This window comes from Bacillus sp. PS237 (genome assembly GCF_037963345.1).
Classification (GTDB): domain Bacteria; phylum Bacillota; class Bacilli; order Bacillales; family Bacillaceae; genus Bacillus; species Bacillus subtilis.
Genome location: NZ_CP150156.1, coordinates 3,807,353 through 3,823,032, shown reverse-complemented (window position 1 = coordinate 3,823,032; position 15,680 = coordinate 3,807,353). Strand labels below are relative to the sequence as shown.

General features: G+C 46.5%; 17 protein-coding genes. 16 read left to right on the top strand and 1 reads right to left on the bottom strand.

Translation table 11 applies throughout. From position 1 onward, the window contains the following. The first annotated feature begins 164 nt into the window (after positions 1 to 164). From NST22_RS19845 to NST22_RS19835, 3 genes are all read left to right on the top strand, one after another. A complete protein-coding gene (locus tag NST22_RS19845) occupies positions 165 to 482 on the top strand; it encodes a YwdI family protein (protein ID WP_003243806.1) in 318 nt (105 codons plus the stop codon). Between the two features lie 19 nt (positions 483 to 501). After that, positions 502 to 1,824 carry a purine/pyrimidine permease gene (locus NST22_RS19840; protein WP_010886635.1) on the top strand — a complete coding sequence of 441 codons (1,323 nt, stop codon included), beginning with the start codon at positions 502 to 504 and terminating at the stop codon, positions 1,822 to 1,824. Positions 1,825 to 1,885: 61 nt separating this feature from the next. Next, the gene (locus NST22_RS19835) at positions 1,886 to 2,257 is read left to right on the top strand and encodes a DUF423 domain-containing protein (protein ID WP_003227446.1); all 372 of its coding nucleotides are present in this window, start codon (positions 1,886 to 1,888) and stop codon (positions 2,255 to 2,257) included. A gap of 43 nt (positions 2,258 to 2,300) precedes the next feature. Here NST22_RS19835 and gerQ read toward each other — a convergent pair whose 3' ends face one another. After that, positions 2,301 to 2,846, bottom strand: a complete 546-nt coding sequence (gerQ, locus tag NST22_RS19830; RefSeq protein WP_003227448.1) for a spore coat protein GerQ — start codon at positions 2,844 to 2,846, stop codon at positions 2,301 to 2,303. A gap of 319 nt (positions 2,847 to 3,165) precedes the next feature. Here gerQ and spsA point away from each other — a divergent pair, with 319 nt between their 5' ends. The 13 genes from spsA to rocG all read left to right on the top strand — a co-directional run bounded on the left by spsA (position 3,166) and on the right by rocG (position 15,547). Continuing rightward, positions 3,166 to 3,936, top strand: a complete 771-nt coding sequence (gene spsA, locus NST22_RS19825) for a spore coat dTDP-glycosyltransferase SpsA (protein ID WP_003244383.1) — start codon at positions 3,166 to 3,168, stop codon at positions 3,934 to 3,936. Positions 3,937 to 3,940: 4 nt separating this feature from the next. Next, positions 3,941 to 5,365 carry a CDP-glycerol glycerophosphotransferase family protein gene (locus tag NST22_RS19820; protein WP_003243510.1) on the top strand — a complete coding sequence of 475 codons (1,425 nt, stop codon included), beginning with the start codon at positions 3,941 to 3,943 and terminating at the stop codon, positions 5,363 to 5,365. A gap of 20 nt (positions 5,366 to 5,385) precedes the next feature. Further along, positions 5,386 to 6,555 carry a DegT/DnrJ/EryC1/StrS family aminotransferase gene (locus NST22_RS19815; protein ID WP_003243878.1) on the top strand — a complete coding sequence of 390 codons (1,170 nt, stop codon included), beginning with the start codon at positions 5,386 to 5,388 and terminating at the stop codon, positions 6,553 to 6,555. Then, on the top strand, positions 6,556 to 7,425 hold the full coding sequence (locus tag NST22_RS19810; protein ID WP_003243179.1) for a GNAT family N-acetyltransferase: 870 nt from the start codon (positions 6,556 to 6,558) through the stop codon (positions 7,423 to 7,425). Continuing rightward, positions 7,425 to 8,546 carry an N-acetylneuraminate synthase family protein gene (locus NST22_RS19805; protein ID WP_003243135.1) on the top strand — a complete coding sequence of 374 codons (1,122 nt, stop codon included), beginning with the start codon at positions 7,425 to 7,427 and terminating at the stop codon, positions 8,544 to 8,546. The genes NST22_RS19810 and NST22_RS19805 overlap by 1 nt, the downstream gene beginning before the upstream one ends. After that, positions 8,539 to 9,261: a spore coat polysaccharide biosynthesis protein SpsF gene (locus tag NST22_RS19800; RefSeq protein WP_003243421.1), complete on the top strand. Its 723-nt coding sequence runs from the start codon at positions 8,539 to 8,541 to the stop codon at positions 9,259 to 9,261. Before NST22_RS19805 ends, NST22_RS19800 begins: the two co-directional genes overlap by 8 nt. A 2-nt stretch (positions 9,262 to 9,263) precedes the next feature. Further along, on the top strand, positions 9,264 to 10,283 hold the full coding sequence (locus NST22_RS19795; RefSeq protein ID WP_003244190.1) for a PseG/SpsG family protein: 1,020 nt from the start codon (positions 9,264 to 9,266) through the stop codon (positions 10,281 to 10,283). A 24-nt stretch (positions 10,284 to 10,307) separates the two neighbouring features. Further along, a complete protein-coding gene (locus tag NST22_RS19790) occupies positions 10,308 to 11,048 on the top strand; it encodes a sugar phosphate nucleotidyltransferase (protein ID WP_003243368.1) in 741 nt (246 codons plus the stop codon). Then, entirely contained in the window at positions 11,048 to 11,995 is a 948-nt protein-coding gene (rfbB, locus tag NST22_RS19785; protein WP_003244201.1) for a dTDP-glucose 4,6-dehydratase, read from the top strand. Before NST22_RS19790 ends, rfbB begins: the two co-directional genes overlap by 1 nt. A 13-nt stretch (positions 11,996 to 12,008) precedes the next feature. Next, positions 12,009 to 12,860, top strand: a complete 852-nt coding sequence (rfbD, locus tag NST22_RS19780) for a dTDP-4-dehydrorhamnose reductase (RefSeq protein ID WP_003242585.1) — start codon at positions 12,009 to 12,011, stop codon at positions 12,858 to 12,860. Next, a complete protein-coding gene (locus NST22_RS19775; RefSeq protein WP_003242881.1) occupies positions 12,853 to 13,308 on the top strand; it encodes a dTDP-4-dehydrorhamnose 3,5-epimerase family protein in 456 nt (151 codons plus the stop codon). Before rfbD ends, NST22_RS19775 begins: the two co-directional genes overlap by 8 nt. Before the next feature lie 323 nt (positions 13,309 to 13,631). Then, entirely contained in the window at positions 13,632 to 14,096 is a 465-nt protein-coding gene (bslB, locus tag NST22_RS19770) for a biofilm surface layer hydrophobin BslB (RefSeq protein ID WP_003242493.1), read from the top strand. Positions 14,097 to 14,272: 176 nt separating this feature from the next. Continuing rightward, positions 14,273 to 15,547, top strand: a complete 1,275-nt coding sequence (gene rocG, locus NST22_RS19765; protein WP_003227482.1) for a glutamate dehydrogenase — start codon at positions 14,273 to 14,275, stop codon at positions 15,545 to 15,547. Positions 15,548 to 15,680 lie beyond the last annotated feature (133 nt).

Sequence of the window (15,680 nt, the reverse complement as noted above, 5' to 3'; positions counted from 1 at the left end):
GTTTCTCCTTTTTGTAAGGTATGGTGATTTATTATGTGAAAAATCTCTTCTGCTTGTCAATCGCGCAAGGTTTGTCAGAAAAAATAACAAACTCATATCTGCGTTTTCAGCAGGAATTTGATAAAATGCAGGAAGACAACATTTATTTTTTTGGAGGGTGCTTCATGAACATTCATATATCTGCTTTGATTCAAAAGATGGAAGAAGAGCTAAAAAAAGCAAAAACGGCTGAACGGGATGAGGAGCTGAAGCGTTATGTAGCGGTTGTCCGTTCTCTGTGTGATGTCGTGCTTGATCAGCCGGAGAACGCGAGCGCGCCCCGCATACAGCCGAGCGTTACGCCAAGTCCCGCCGCGCCGCCATCGACAGACCAGCTGATGATGGAAAAAATGATGGGGAGCGCGGGATTAAACAAATATCGAAAGCAAGAAAAAGAGAAGCAGGAAGAGGATGGAAACGGAGAGTCTTTATTTGATTTTTAAAGAGAGAGGTTGAGCTTACGTGAAATTGGTTCTTGGCGCGCTGCAATGGACAGCGTTTATTATTGCTGCGGCGATTGTTGTTCCGGTGGCGGTTGCCCAGTCGTTTCATCTGGATCACTCAGATTCTGCAAGATTGATTCAAAGCACTTTTTTTGTACTGGGAATTGCCGCCGTCATTCAGTGTTTGAAAGGCCACAGACTGCCGATCAATGAAAGCCCAGCCGGCTTGTGGTGGGGAGTGTATACGATTTACGCAGGGCTGACGGGAACTGTGTTTGCGACATATGGAGACACACTGCGGGGTTTGCAGGGAGCTCTTCTTGTAAGCGCTGTATGTTTCTTTTTGTTAAGTGTTTTCAAGGTCATTGACAGACTTGCAAAATTGTTTACTCCGGTTGTAACGGGCGTCTATTTATTGCTTCTTGTCATGCAGCTGAGTCAGCCCATTATAAAAGGAATTCTCGGAATCGGTTATCGACAGGACGGGGTGGACGGTCTTGTATTTGGCCTGGCGCTTGTTGTGATCGCTGCCGCTTTTATAATGACAAATTCGAACATCATGTTTTTTAAGCAATATTCTATTTTATTAGCCTTGTTCGGCGGGTGGGTGCTGTTTGCGGCTGCCGGAGCCGCAAAGCCGATTGAAATGCCGGACCGGCTGTTTCAGCTGCCTTCCCTGTTTCCTTTTGGGACCCCGTTATTTAACAGCGGCCTGATCATCACTTCTATTTTTATTACCATCTTGCTGATCGTGAATATGCTGGCGAGCATGAAGGTCGTGGACATCGCCATGAAAAAATTCAGCAAACAGCCTGATGGAAAGCATCATGAACGCCATGCCGGTTTTGCAGCTTCATTCAGCCATCTGCTTAGCGGTTTGACGGGAGCTATTGCGCCTGTTCCGATTTCGGGAGCCGCAGGTTTTATTGAAACGACCAAGATGCCTTCTAAAAAACCGTTTATGCTCGGCAGTATTCTGGTTATCGTGATCAGCGTGATCCCGTTTTTTATGAATACGTTTGCGAGCCTGCCGTCACCCGTTGGATTTGCGGTGAATTTTGTTGTGTTCTCCGCAATGGGCGGTCTGGCCTTTGCCGAATTTGATTCATATGAGAAAGAAGAATCAAAAAGGGTGAGGTCTATCATCGGTATCTCACTGCTGACAGGGGTCGGTATCATGTTTGTTCCTGAAACTGCGTTAAAGGGATTGCATCCGGTATTTATTTCTCTATTAAGCAACGGGCTCGTATTAGGGACGCTTGCTGCAATAGCAGCTGACCAGTTCCAGCTTTGGCGCAGGAGAAAATCCGACAATCTCGTGTCAACGGAGAACAAACATTGAATTTTGGTGCAGGTGCGATAAGATAAATGATATGAGTTTAACGAAAAGGCGGGAGAGATAGATGAAAGTTTTTATCATATTAGGGGCCATTAACGCCCTGCTTGCCGTGGGACTCGGAGCATTCGGCGCTCACGGATTAGAAGGGAAAATACCTGATAAGTATCTTCAGGTTTGGCACACAGGCGTGCAGTATCATATGTATCACGCCCTTGGGTTATTCGTTGTCGCGTTTCTGGCTGATAAATTATCCGGCATAGGCAGTGTCACGACAGCCGGCTGGCTGATGTTTGCGGGAATTGTGCTGTTTTCCGGAAGCTTATATATTCTAAGTGTGACGCAAATCTCCATTCTTGGAGCGATCACCCCGCTCGGCGGTGTGGCGTTTATTATTTCTTGGATTATGATCGTTGTCGCAGCCGTCAAATATCTATAAACAAAAAAGCCAATCCTCATCATATGAGTGATTGGCTTTTTTCTTATCTTGGCGAATAGGACGCCATGGAATATGGATACGTATAAGCAATTTCTTCATCAAATGTAATGTAATCGAGGTAGATTGTCAGGAGCAGGTAGCGTGTTCCTGATTTCGGGTCGCTGATAATAATGTGATCCCGGCCCGCAGCTTCGATGACGCCGCGAAAAATCTTCGAGCCCCATTCCTTGCTGTTTTCAAATGTCATATAAATGGTGGCCGTTTTTCCCCGATTCAGGCGCAAAATATTCTCGATGTAAGATTCCTCAACAGGCAGCATGCCGGGAACGCTTTGGCCCGGTCCTGACGGTGTAGGCCCCGATGGAATTTGAAAACCGCCGCCCTGCTGCTGGCCCGGGAATCCAAATCCCTGCTGTCCTTGTTGTCCTTGCTGTCCCTGCTGCATTGGCATCATTGGCTGCATCCCCATTGTCTGCATTTGTGAGCCTTGGCCTTGCTGCGGGTACGGGTTGGCGCCAAACTGAGGCTGATACCCCTGCATATTATCAAATGCCTGCATTTGCTGATATTGATTTTTTTTCGGTTTCATATCGTTCCTCCTTTTTATGAAAACCATTCAAAACATGTTCTGGATGTATAGGTGAACGCTCCGCGATGACTCACCTCCGATGGAAAACGATCTTAGTCGCTGGTGCGATTTTTATCTCTTTCACCTTATGAGGCTGATGCTTGGATTATGCTGAAAAAGAACAGCGGACCGATCAGATTTCGCTCTGGGCAGCCGCTGTTTTTCAGAAACATACACAAACTTTTCGCATATTGGTTTGTATCCCTAGCGCAACTTGAGCATAAGCAACATAAGATAACGATAGTTTCAGGTGTGAAGTTCCAAGAAGGAGGTGTAGGATTTGCCTAAAGTATCAGTCATTATGACGAGCTATAACAAAAGCGATTATGTGGCAAAGTCCATTTCTAGCATACTCTCACAAACGTTTTCAGATTTTGAATTGTTTATTATGGATGACAACTCCAATGAAGAGACGCTGAATGTAATCCGTCCTTTTTTGAATGATAACCGAGTGCGTTTTTATCAAAGCGATATATCTGGAGTGAAGGAAAGAACAGAAAAAACGAGATACGCGGCACTGATCAATCAGGCGATTGAGATGGCGGAGGGTGAATATATCACCTATGCGACGGATGACAACATCTATATGCCGGACCGCCTCCTGAAAATGGTGCGGGAGCTCGATACCCATCCTGAAAAGGCTGTGATTTACTCAGCCTCCAAAACCTATCATTTAAACGAGAATCGTGACATTGTAAAAGAAACTGTCAGGCCTGCCGCTCAAGTGACATGGAACGCGCCGTGCGCAATTGATCATTGCTCGGTGATGCACAGGTATTCGGTGCTTGAGAAGGTAAAGGAGAAGTTTGGCTCCTATTGGGATGAAAGCCCGGCGTTTTACCGTATAGGAGATGCCCGGTTCTTTTGGAGAGTCAATCATTTTTATCCGTTTTACCCACTGGATGAGGAGCTGGACCTGAATTATATTACCGACCAATCGATTCACTTTCAGCTGTTTGAATTAGAAAAAAATGAATTTGTCAGGAACCTTCCTCCGCAGCGAAATTGCCGAGAGCTGCGTGAATCATTAAAAAAGCTTGGAATGGGGTGAGAGCTTGTCGGCCTATTTAAGCAATTATTGGGTGCTGTACCGGAAGTACGTGGAGCTTTTTGACAAACTTCGCTACAAAGGGATTCCGCTTGGGCTTATCAGTAATTTTTATCAATACATCAGCCCTGAACTGAGGGTGATGATGGAAGAAGAACCGGAATTATTCGGATCGGTGGATCAGCATATCGATGAGGGACAGATTCAGCCGTTTTTTGAAGAAAGAATCCAAAACATCGTTAAAACAAATGACGAACCTGTTAAAGGGAAAGTCATTTTGCACTTTGATTACCTGCGTTTTTCAAACGAAAATTACTATCAATTTGATCCTGAAAAAACGGCTGTTTTGGCCAGATGGAGTTTGCCGCATTATTGTGATCTGCCTGTAATTAGCAAGCGGGAGATTGCGGATTCATGCCAAAAAGGCGATTCGAAGCAGTATCTCGAAACAGCCTGTTCGCTTCTCGCCCCTTATGATGATCACCCGGCATTTGGTGATCAAGCGTTTCGCGACCGGCTTTTCAAAGATATTCCTTTATTTATAGAGGCCATTGATACAGTTGATGCGCTGTTTGAACAGGAAAAGATTTCAGCTGTTATTGTCGGAACGGCAGAAGACATTTACAGCAGGGTGCTCGCTCTCATGTGTCAAAGAAAAGGGGCCGTCAGCATTTGTCTTCAGCATGGCGCATTGATGGGAGATGAAGCCTTCATTCCTGTTTTTACAACCTATCAAGCTGTTTTTGGTGCGTATGAAGCAGAGTGGTTCATACGAAAAGGCTGTAAACCCGAGCAGATTCTCGTAACGGGACATCCCCGCTTCGATCAGATTTTTAACAGAACGCCTATGGATATGTCCATATTCTATCGAAAACTTGCTTTTCAGCCGACTAAAAAAATTGTGCTCATTGCCACTCAGCCCTTTTCAGAAGACTTTTATTCCGGTGTGCTGCAGGGGCTTTCTGATCAGAAGCAGCTGCAAATCATTATCAAACCCCACCCGTGGGAAATCGGAAAAAACAAGCTTGATCTGTATCACGAGGCGGCGAAAAAACATCAAGCATGCAGAGTCATCAAAAAGGAGCTGGAGCTTTATGATTTGCTGCCGTATGTTGATGCCGCAGTGACGCAAACCTCGACAGTCGGTCTTGAAGCCATGCTGTTTCAAAAGCCTGTGCTGATAGGAAAATCGTCCGGAAATCGCTCGTATCCGTATTATGAGTCTCTTGGCGATTTTATGTTTGACCAGCCGGATGAACTGGCGCACACCTTGGTTGAGGTTCTTCGAAGTCCCGACGTGCATCAAAAAGCAGAAGAGGCGCGCCTGGCATTCATAGCGGCTAATTATCCGGTGGCAGAATCAACAAATGCTTTATTTGCGGAACTGAAAGCCAAAACAGGGGTTGATTACAGGCGGGAAGATACTGAATAAAATGATAGGAGCGCAAAGAAATGGTGCAAAAGAGAAATCATTTTCTCCCTTACTCATTGCCGTTAATCGGTAAGGAAGAAATTCAGGAGGTTACAGAAACGCTTGAATCGGGATGGCTCTCTAAAGGCCCGAAGGTTCAGCAGTTTGAAAAAGAGTTTGCCGCGTTTGTCGGGGCGAAGCACGCCGTGGCGGTGAATTCATGTACCGCAGCTTTATTTTTGGCTTTGAAAGCAAAAGGGATTGGGCCCGGGGACGAGGTCATTACCTCTCCGCTTACGTTCAGCTCGACCGCCAATACGATTATTCATACGGGAGCGACGCCTGTGTTTGCGGATATTGACGAAAACACGCTCAATATTGACCCGGTAAAGCTTGAGGCGGCCGTCACACCGCGAACGAAAGCAGTTGTGCCCGTCCACTTTGGCGGGCAGTCCTGCGATATGGATGCAATATTGGCTGTTGCCCAAAATCATGGTTTATTCGTGCTGGAGGATGCGGCACATGCGGTATATACGACTTATAAGCAAAGAATGATCGGTTCTATCGGGGATGCAACGGCATTCAGCTTTTACGCCACCAAAAACCTCGCGACAGGGGAAGGCGGCATGCTGACGACTGATGATGAGGAGCTTGCCGATAAGATACGGGTGCTAAGCCTTCACGGCATGAGTAAAGCCGCATGGAACCGTTATTCTTCAAATGGCAGCTGGTACTATGAAGTCGAATCGCCCGGCTATAAGATGAATATGTTTGATTTGCAGGCGGCCCTCGGACTTCATCAGCTGAAACGGCTGGATGATATGCAGAAACGGAGAGAAGAGATTGCCGGCCGCTATCAAACCGCTTTTCAGCAGATTCCTGGGCTGATCACGCCGTTTGTCCATGATGACGGCAGGCACGCCTGGCATCTATATGTTCTGCAAGTTGATGAAAAAAAGGCCGGGGTTACGCGCAGCGAAATGATTACGGCTTTAAAGGATGAATACAATATCGGCACTAGCGTTCATTTTATTCCAGTACACATTCATCCGTATTATCAAAAGCAATTTGGATATAAGGAAGCGGACTTTCCGAATGCCATGAATTACTATAAACGAACCCTTTCTCTCCCGCTCTATCCATCAATGTCTGACGATGATGTAGATGATGTCATTGAAGCTGTGCGGGATATCGTAAAAGGGGCTGATTAAGTGTATACGGTAAAAGAAAATGTCTCCAAAGAGGCAATTGAGGAATTTCTCCAAAGCAGAAAGCTTACATTGGATGTTCCGTATCAATTTTCCCTCGGCCTTTTTGAAAACAGCAGGCTCCAAGGCGTATTGCTTTACGAAGATTCTTTGTGGGAAAGCAAGGTGCTTCAGAAGAAAGTCATGAACGTCAAACTTCTTGCGGCAAATAGTACCGGGCAGCTAAAGAGGCTGTTTGAAGCTTTTTATACTGTACGCCAAATGGATGAAACGGATTTTATCTTTGTCCGTGTTCCGGCTGAAGATATCGGAGCCGCGCATGTGATACAACAGCAGCCATCCTCTTACTTTGTCGGGAGTTTGCTGAAGCTGGCGATGCCTCCGTCTTTTTATGACAAAACACCGCCATTTTTTGAACTGGGCCCGCCTGAGCCCGGAGACACAGAAGCGATATGTGAGCTGGCCCGAGACTCGTTTACAAAAAGCAGATATTTTCAGGATCCTCATCTCAGCCGCGATGCAGCAAACGAAATATTTCAGGAGTGGACACGAAACAATCTGAATGGAAGGGCGGCGGTCAATATTGTCGCTAAACACAATGGCGAGGTCATCGGCTATCTTCAGGGCTTATCAAGAGATGATGAGTGCATTCTCGATTTGATGGCTGTAAAGCCGGGATTTGAAGGGAAACGTATTGCGTTTCATTTATTGGCGAATCTCATAGAACAACCGGAGACCCAGAAGCATAGAACGGTAACAGCGGGGACGCAGCTTCACAATGTAAGGGCGATCCGCCTTTATGAACGAATGGGCTTCACCGCTGAACAATCGTATTACTATTATCATATTTGGCCGGGCAAGGAGGCGAAATAATGGCAGCGTTTCAGATCGCGAATAAAACTGTAGGCAAAGACGCTCCTGTTTTTATTATTGCTGAGGCGGGGATTAATCATGACGGGAAGCTTGATCAGGCTTTTGCGCTGATAGACGCCGCGGCGGAAGCGGGAGCGGATGCCGTGAAATTTCAAATGTTCCAAGCTGATAGGATGTACCAGAAAGATCCTGGTTTGTACAAGACGGCAGCGGGCAAGGACGTCTCTATTTTTTCTTTGGTTCAATCTATGGAAATGCCTGCTGAGTGGATTTTACCGCTATTGGATTACTGCCGCGAAAAGCAGGTGATCTTTTTAAGTACGGTATGTGACGAGGGGTCAGCTGATCTGCTTCAGTCTACCTCGCCGAGCGCTTTTAAAATCGCATCCTATGAAATTAACCATCTCCCGCTGCTTAAATATGTCGCCCGGCTGAACAGGCCGATGATTTTCTCGACAGCCGGAGCTGAAATCTCTGATGTTCACGAAGCTTGGCGCACCATCAGGGCAGAGGGAAACAATCAAATTGCCATAATGCATTGTGTGGCGAAATACCCAGCACCGCCGGAGTACAGCAACCTCAGCGTCATTCCGATGCTTGCCGCCGCTTTTCCTGAGGCGGTAATCGGCTTCTCCGATCATAGCGAGCATCCGACAGAAGCGCCGTGTGCCGCGGTTCGGCTCGGAGCAAAACTGATAGAAAAGCATTTTACGATCGATAAAAATCTGCCGGGTGCTGACCACTCGTTTGCATTAAATCCGGATGAATTGAAAGAAATGGTCGATGGCATCAGGAAAACGGAAGCTGAGCTGAAACAGGGGATCACAAAGCCGGTCTCTGAAAAACTGCTTGGCAGTTCATACAAAACAACGACCGCCATCGAAGGAGAAATCAGAAACTTTGCATACAGAGGCATTTTTACAACAGCTCCGATTCAAAAAGGTGAAGCCTTTAGTGAAGACAATATCGCAGTGCTTCGGCCCGGACAAAAGCCGCAGGGGCTGCACCCGAGATTTTTTGAACTGCTGACCAGCGGTGTTCGGGCTGTAAGAGACATTCCAGCCGACACAGGCATTGTCTGGGATGACATTTTACTGAAGGACAGCCCGTTTCATGAATGATATTCTCTTTATCATTCAAGCAAGAATGGGTTCAACAAGGCTTCCGGGAAAAGTGCTTCGGCCGCTCGGATCGAATCGTTTACTTGATATTCTCGTTCACCGTGTCCGGCAAAGCGCGTTTTACCAAAAGGATCGGGATAATCTTGTCATCGCCACGTCTGACAAAGAAACTGACGACATATTAGAGGCGCACTGTATCAAACAAGGCTTTCGTGTTTTCCGCGGGAGCGAAGAACGTGTCCTCGATAGGTTTGTGAAGGTCATAGAAGCTGTTAAACCGTCAGTCATCATCCGGTTAACAGGTGATAATCCGTTTGTCGATCCTGAGCTGCTCGATGTAATGATTCAGGCGCATTTTGATCAAGGCTCGGATTATACGTATATCCTGAATGCCCCATTAGGGATTTGCGGCGAAGTGGTCAACGCCAACCTGTTAATTGACATCAGCCGTATTCAGGCTTTGGAGGATCAATATCAGGAGCATGTCACGTTATATATAAGGAATCATCCAGCTCTTTATCGTGTTCAGTTTTTAGAGGCGCCGGAACGATTTCGCGCCCCTCAATATCGGCTGACCATTGATACAAAGGAAGACTATGAATCGATAAAGGCCCTCTATCAAAAAGCAGGCGAGCGCCCCGATGTATCCGCCTCAGAGCTTATCACCCTTCTGAACCGGAACCCCGATGCGGCAACCGAACGAGAGGCTGACTAGCCATGCATGTTGGGATCTTCGCAGACGGCGGCTATGAAAAGGGAATGGGCCATGTTGTCCGGATGAAGAGGCTTGCGGAGGGGCTCAAACAGCGATGCTTGATTACGTTTTATACGAATCAGGATTCTGAAGCGTTTCTTCATGAAGAGCATTGGCAGGTCATCGTAAAGCCGGAGCTGCAGCAGCACGAATTTATTCTCCGGGAAATAAAAAGCAAGAAGCTTGATTTGCTTTTGTTTGATATTCTAGGCGCGCCTGCAGAGCTGTTAAAGAAAATAAAGACGGAGACAGATGCGAAAATTGTTCTTTTTGAAGAGAAAAACGGTAAATCGATTCAATATAGTGACGCAGTCATTAACGGAATTTACGGTGACATCAGAAGCAGGGTGTACGTTCAGGGAAACACACGCATCTATGAAGGTCCGGACTATCTTATTCTTCACCCCGCCTTTCAGGCCGCAAGAGAGGATTACACACTTAAGAAAGACTGCCGCAATATCCTTGTTGCATTAGGAGGAAGTGATCCGAAGCAGCTTATTTTTAAAGTGCTGGCTGCCGCTGATCAAGTCCCCGACATAAAAGACAAAAACATGATGTTTGTGATGGGGAGCGCTTCACCGCATCAAGAGGCAGTCCGAAGGCGGATCGAAAAGAAGCCGCAGTACAAGATGATCGAACAGACAAATGATATGGCAGGTTTGATGAAACAAGCGGACGCAGCCATTGTCGCTGGCGGCATCTCTCTATATGAAGCCATTTGCATCGGCGTGCCGTGCCTTGTTCTTTCTCAGGTTGAGCATCAAACGGCTACAGCCAAAACATTTGCTGACCAAGGCGCCGCTCTTGATCTTGGATTGGGTGAGCTTGTACCGGATGAAACACTCATCTATCAGATGTCACGCATTATGAGCAGCTATCCTCTTCGCCTTTCTTTGCACAAGGGAGGAAGGCCGCTCGTGGATGGCAAAGGCATTATACGGGTAACAGCTATTCTTCAAGATTTATATGAACAAGAGATATAAAAATGCATGTAAGGAAGTGTTAATGTGAAAGGTGTTATTTTAGCCGGAGGAAACGGCTCACGCCTTATGCCCTTAACGAAAGCCGTCAACAAGCATTTGCTTCCTGTAGGCCCGTATCCGATGATATACTGGTCGATTATGAAGCTGCAGGAAGCCGGAATAAAAGACATTTTACTCATCAGCCAAAAGGAGCATATGCCGCAATTTTACAAACTGCTTGGGAACGGGGAAGAGCTTGGCGTTACTATCACTTATCAAGTACAGCCGGCAGCATCGGGCATTTCGGATGGGCTGTCTTATGCAAAGCGCTTTACGAAAAAAGAGTCTTTCATTTTATTATTAGGTGATAATATATTTGAAGATTCATTAAAGCCTTATACAGAACGCTTTGAACAGCAGGGGAAAGGAGCAAAAGTGCTTCTGAAAGAAGTTGATGACCCGGAACGTTTCGGGATTGCTGAGATTGATGAGAAAAACAAGCGGATTCGTTCCATCATCGAAAAGCCCGAACAGCCACCGACCAACCTTTGTGTTACCGGCATTTATATGTATGATGCAGAGGTGTTTTCATATATTGAACAAATATCACCATCAAAGCGCGGCGAGCTGGAAATCACCGATGTGAATAATCTATACATCGAAAACAGCCAGCTTACGTATGATGTGTTATCAGGCTGGTGGGTAGATGCCGGAACTCACGAATCGCTTTATCTCGCTTCCCAGCTTGTACACCAGGCTTTACGGAAAGGACAGGACGAAAAGTGATGGCAAAATCATATTTAATTACAGGCGGGGCCGGCTTCATCGGGCTCACGTTTACAAAGCTCATGCTGAGGGAAACGGATGCGCGCATTACCGTTTTAGATAAACTGACGTACGCCAGCCACCCGGAGGAAATGGAAAAATTAAAGCAAAACAGCCGTTTTCGCTTTGTAAAAGGGGACATCAGCGTTCAGGAGGATATCGACCGCGCTTTTGACGAGACCTACGATGGCGTCATTCACTTCGCAGCAGAATCGCATGTGGACAGAAGCATTTCCCAAGCGGAGCCGTTTATCACCACAAATGTCATGGGGACATACCGATTGGCGGAAGCGGTCTTGAAAGGAAAAGCCAAGAAGCTGATTCATATTTCAACAGATGAGGTATACGGGGATTTAAAAGCGGATGATCCCGCGTTTACAGAAACGACGCCGCTTTCTCCTAATAACCCATACTCAGCCAGCAAAGCAAGCTCTGATTTGCTCGTGTTGTCTTATGTGAAAACCCACAAGCTTCCGGCCATCATTACACGATGCAGCAACAATTACGGACCTTATCAGCACAGCGAAAAAATGATTCCGACGATTATCCGTCATGCGAAGCAGGGCCTGCCTGTTCCGCTGTATGGCGATGGACTCCAGATCCGAGACTGGCTGTTTGCGGAGGATCATTGCCGCGCGATCAAGCTGATTTTAGAAAAAGGGACCGACGGCGAGGTGTATAACATCGGCGGCGGAAATGAACGCACGAATAAAGAGCTGGCGAGTGTCATTTTGAAGCATCTGGGCTGTGAGGAATTGTTCGCCCACGTGGAAGACCGAAAAGGGCATGACCGGCGCTATGCGATCAATGCATCAAAGCTGAAAAACGAACTGGGCTGGCGGCAGGAAGTGACGTTTGAAGAAGGCATTGCGCGTACGATTCAGTGGTATACAGACAATGACCGATGAGAAGGTGATCTGATTGACAAAGGTATTGGTGACTGGGGCGGGAGGACAGCTTGGCTTGGAACTATGCCGCCAGCTGAAGCAAGCCGGATATGAGGTCATTGCGTTAACAAAGAAGATGATGAACATTGCTGACCAGCGCTCAGTACGGCATTCGTTTGGCCATTATCAGCCGGATATCGTGGTCAATAGCGCCGCGTTTACGTCGGTTGATCAATGCGAGAAAGAGCTTGATAAAGCGTACTTGATTAACGGAATCGGCGCTTATTATACAGCGCTTGAGTCAACCCGCATCGGAGCTCAATATGTTCATATCAGCACGGACTATGTATTCAATGGGAAAGGAACCCAGCCATATAGGGAAGACGATCCCCTCGATCCGAAAACCATTTATGGCAAAAGCAAAAGGCTCGGAGAAGAACTGATACGATTAACGACAAAAGACAGCACGATCATCAGGACATCGTGGGTGTACGGACATGGCGGCAGTAATTTCGTTGAAACCATGCTGAAACTTGCTGAAACGAAACAAGAGCTTCGGGTTGTCAGCGATCAAATTGGTTCGCCGACTTATACGAAGGATTTAGCAGAAGCGGTCATCAAGCTGTTCAGCCATCCGCCGGGCATCTATCATGTCAGCAATTCAGGCATATGCAGCTGGTATGAGTTTGCGACGGCAATTATGGAAGAAAGCGGGCTGGAAACAGCCATTTTGTCTGTAACGACAGAGGAATACGGGAACAAAACGCCCCGTCCGGCATACTCTGTGCTGAGCCATCGGGCTATTGAAGAAGCCGGCATCCGCCCCCGCCACTGGCGGGAAGCGTTACGAGAGTATTTGCAGGAAAGGAGCAGTGCGTGTGATTGATGGAGTCAAGGTGAAAAAATTGATGAAGCATAGCGATGACAGAGGCTTTTTTGCTGAGCTGGTCCGGGACGATGAGAATCTCCTTGAGCATTTTGGGCAGGCCTCTTGGTCGAAAAGCTATCCGGGTGTGATTAAGGCATTTCATTATCATGAGAAGCAGGATGATCTCTGGTTCTTCCCAACCGGCCACGCTCAGGTTGTCCTATACGATCTTCGAGAGGATTCAAAGACAAAAGGAGAAACGGACGTCTATTATATGGGCGAAGACAACCCGATGCTGTTATTAATCCCAAAAGGGGTGGCTCACGGATATAGAGTGCTGGGAGAGACGCCGCTGACAATTATCTATTTTACCACCATGTCGTATAACCCGGATCAGCCTGATGAAAAAAGAATTCCGTGGGATGATGAGACGATCGGTTTTAACTGGAACACTGAATTCAGATAAAAATAGGAACGTGATCAATCGAAGAGCAGAGGCATCTTCGACTTTTTTTGCCCTTTTTTAAAATAGGATAAAAGATATAAAATGTCAGGCAGATGTTACTAGAAAAAGAGAGGGAAATCGTCCATTTGAACCTTGTATAAACAGGAAGGAATTCTCATTGAATTCCAAGTGTTAATATTCCTTAAAAAACATTTACTTCCATGGAAAATGATGATAGATTAATTTTTAAGAAAAAGAACTGGTAATTCGCGAATTATGAAAAAGCGCTTTTTCTGCAGAGGACGCTCTGGCCAAATTTCAACAATCAATTAGGGGGAAATGTCATGCTAAAAAGAACTTCATTCGTATCTTCATTATTCATCAGTTCAGCTGTTTTACTATCAATCTTACTTCCTTCGGGCCAAGCTCATGCACAGTCTGCATCAATCGAGGCAAAAACAGTTAACAGCACGAAAGAGTGGACCATTTCTGATATTGAAGTGACATATAAACCAAATGCGGTGCTTTCTCTTGGAGCGGTAGAATTTCAATTTCCTGACGGGTTTCATGCTACGACAAGAGATTCAGTGAATGGAAGAACACTGAAAGAAACACAGATTTTAAACGATGGAAAAACAGTCAGACTCCCGCTTACGCTTGATTTGTTAGGCGCATCCGAATTTGACCTTGTCATGGTGCGTAAAACTCTTCCTCGCGCAGGCACTTACACGATTAAAGGCGATGTAGTAAACGGTTTGGGAATCGGCAGTTTTTATGCTGAAACGCAGCTGGTGATTGATCCCCGTTAATCGATAGATTTGTAGTCAGAGACTGAGATGTTTTCAGTCTCTTTTTTTGTGGATTCAAAAGCTGGTACGGATCTTGCATGATGATAAGGGTGAATCCAATGAAGAAAGGAATTGGCGGGCTGATTTTTTAAAGCGCTTACATTACAGCCGGCCAAAAAAACAATGAGGTGAAAAAGATGTCAGCAAAGCAAGTCTCGAAAGATGAAGAAAAAGAAGCTCTTAACTTATTTCTGTCTACCCAAACAATCATTAAGGAAGCCCTTCGGAAGCTGGGTTATCCGGGAGATATGTATGAACTCATGAAAGAGCCGCAGAGAATGCTCACTGTCCGCATTCCGGTCAAAATGGACAATGGGAGCGTCAAAGTGTTCACAGGCTACCGGTCACAGCACAATGATGCTGTCGGTCCGACAAAGGGGGGCGTTCGCTTCCATCCAGAAGTTAATGAAGAGGAAGTAAAGGCATTATCCATTTGGATGACGCTCAAATGCGGGATTGCCAATCTTCCTTACGGCGGCGGGAAGGGCGGTATTATTTGTGATCCGCGGACAATGTCATTTGGAGAACTGGAAAGGCTGAGCAGGGGGTATGTCCGTGCCATCAGCCAGATCGTCGGTCCGACAAAGGATATTCCAGCTCCCGATGTGTACACCAATTCGCAGATTATGGCGTGGATGATGGATGAGTACAGCCGGCTGCGGGAATTCGATTCTCCGGGCTTTATTACAGGTAAACCGCTTGTTTTGGGAGGATCGCAAGGACGGGAAACAGCGACGGCACAGGGCGTCACGATTTGTATTGAAGAGGCGGTGAAGAAAAAAGGGATCAAGCTGCAAAACGCGCGCATCATCATACAGGGCTTTGGAAACGCGGGTAGCTTCCTGGCCAAATTCATGCACGATGCGGGCGCGAAGGTGATCGGGATTTCTGATGCCAATGGCGGGCTCTACAACCCAGACGGCCTTGATATCCCTTATTTGCTCGATAAACGGGACAGCTTTGGTATGGTCACCAATTTATTTACTGACGTCATCACAAATGAGGAGCTGCTTGAAAAGGATTGCGATATTTTAGTGCCTGCCGCGATCTCCAATCAAATCACAGCCAAAAACGCACATAACATTCAGGCGTCAATCGTCGTTGAAGCGGCGAACGGCCCGACAACCATTGATGCCACTAAGATCCTGAATGAAAGAGGCGTGCTGCTTGTGCCGGATATCCTAGCGAGTGCCGGCGGCGTCACGGTTTCTTATTTTGAATGGGTGCAAAACAACCAAGGATATTATTGGTCGGAAGAAGAGGTTGCAGAAAAACTGAGAAGCGTCATGGTCAGCTCGTTCGAAACAATTTATCAAACAGCGGCAACACATAAAGTGGATATGCGTTTGGCGGCTTACATGACGGGCATCAGAAAATCGGCAGAAGCATCGCGTTTCCGCGGATGGGTCTAATTTGAGAAGCCTCCGCAAAATAATTTTGCATTTGTTTTTTGCGTAAAGAGCAAAAAACGCAAAATAAATTTGCGTTCAAGATCGGAAAAAGAGAAAGGTGATCACCTGTTAGACAAATTTCTGTTCGATTCAA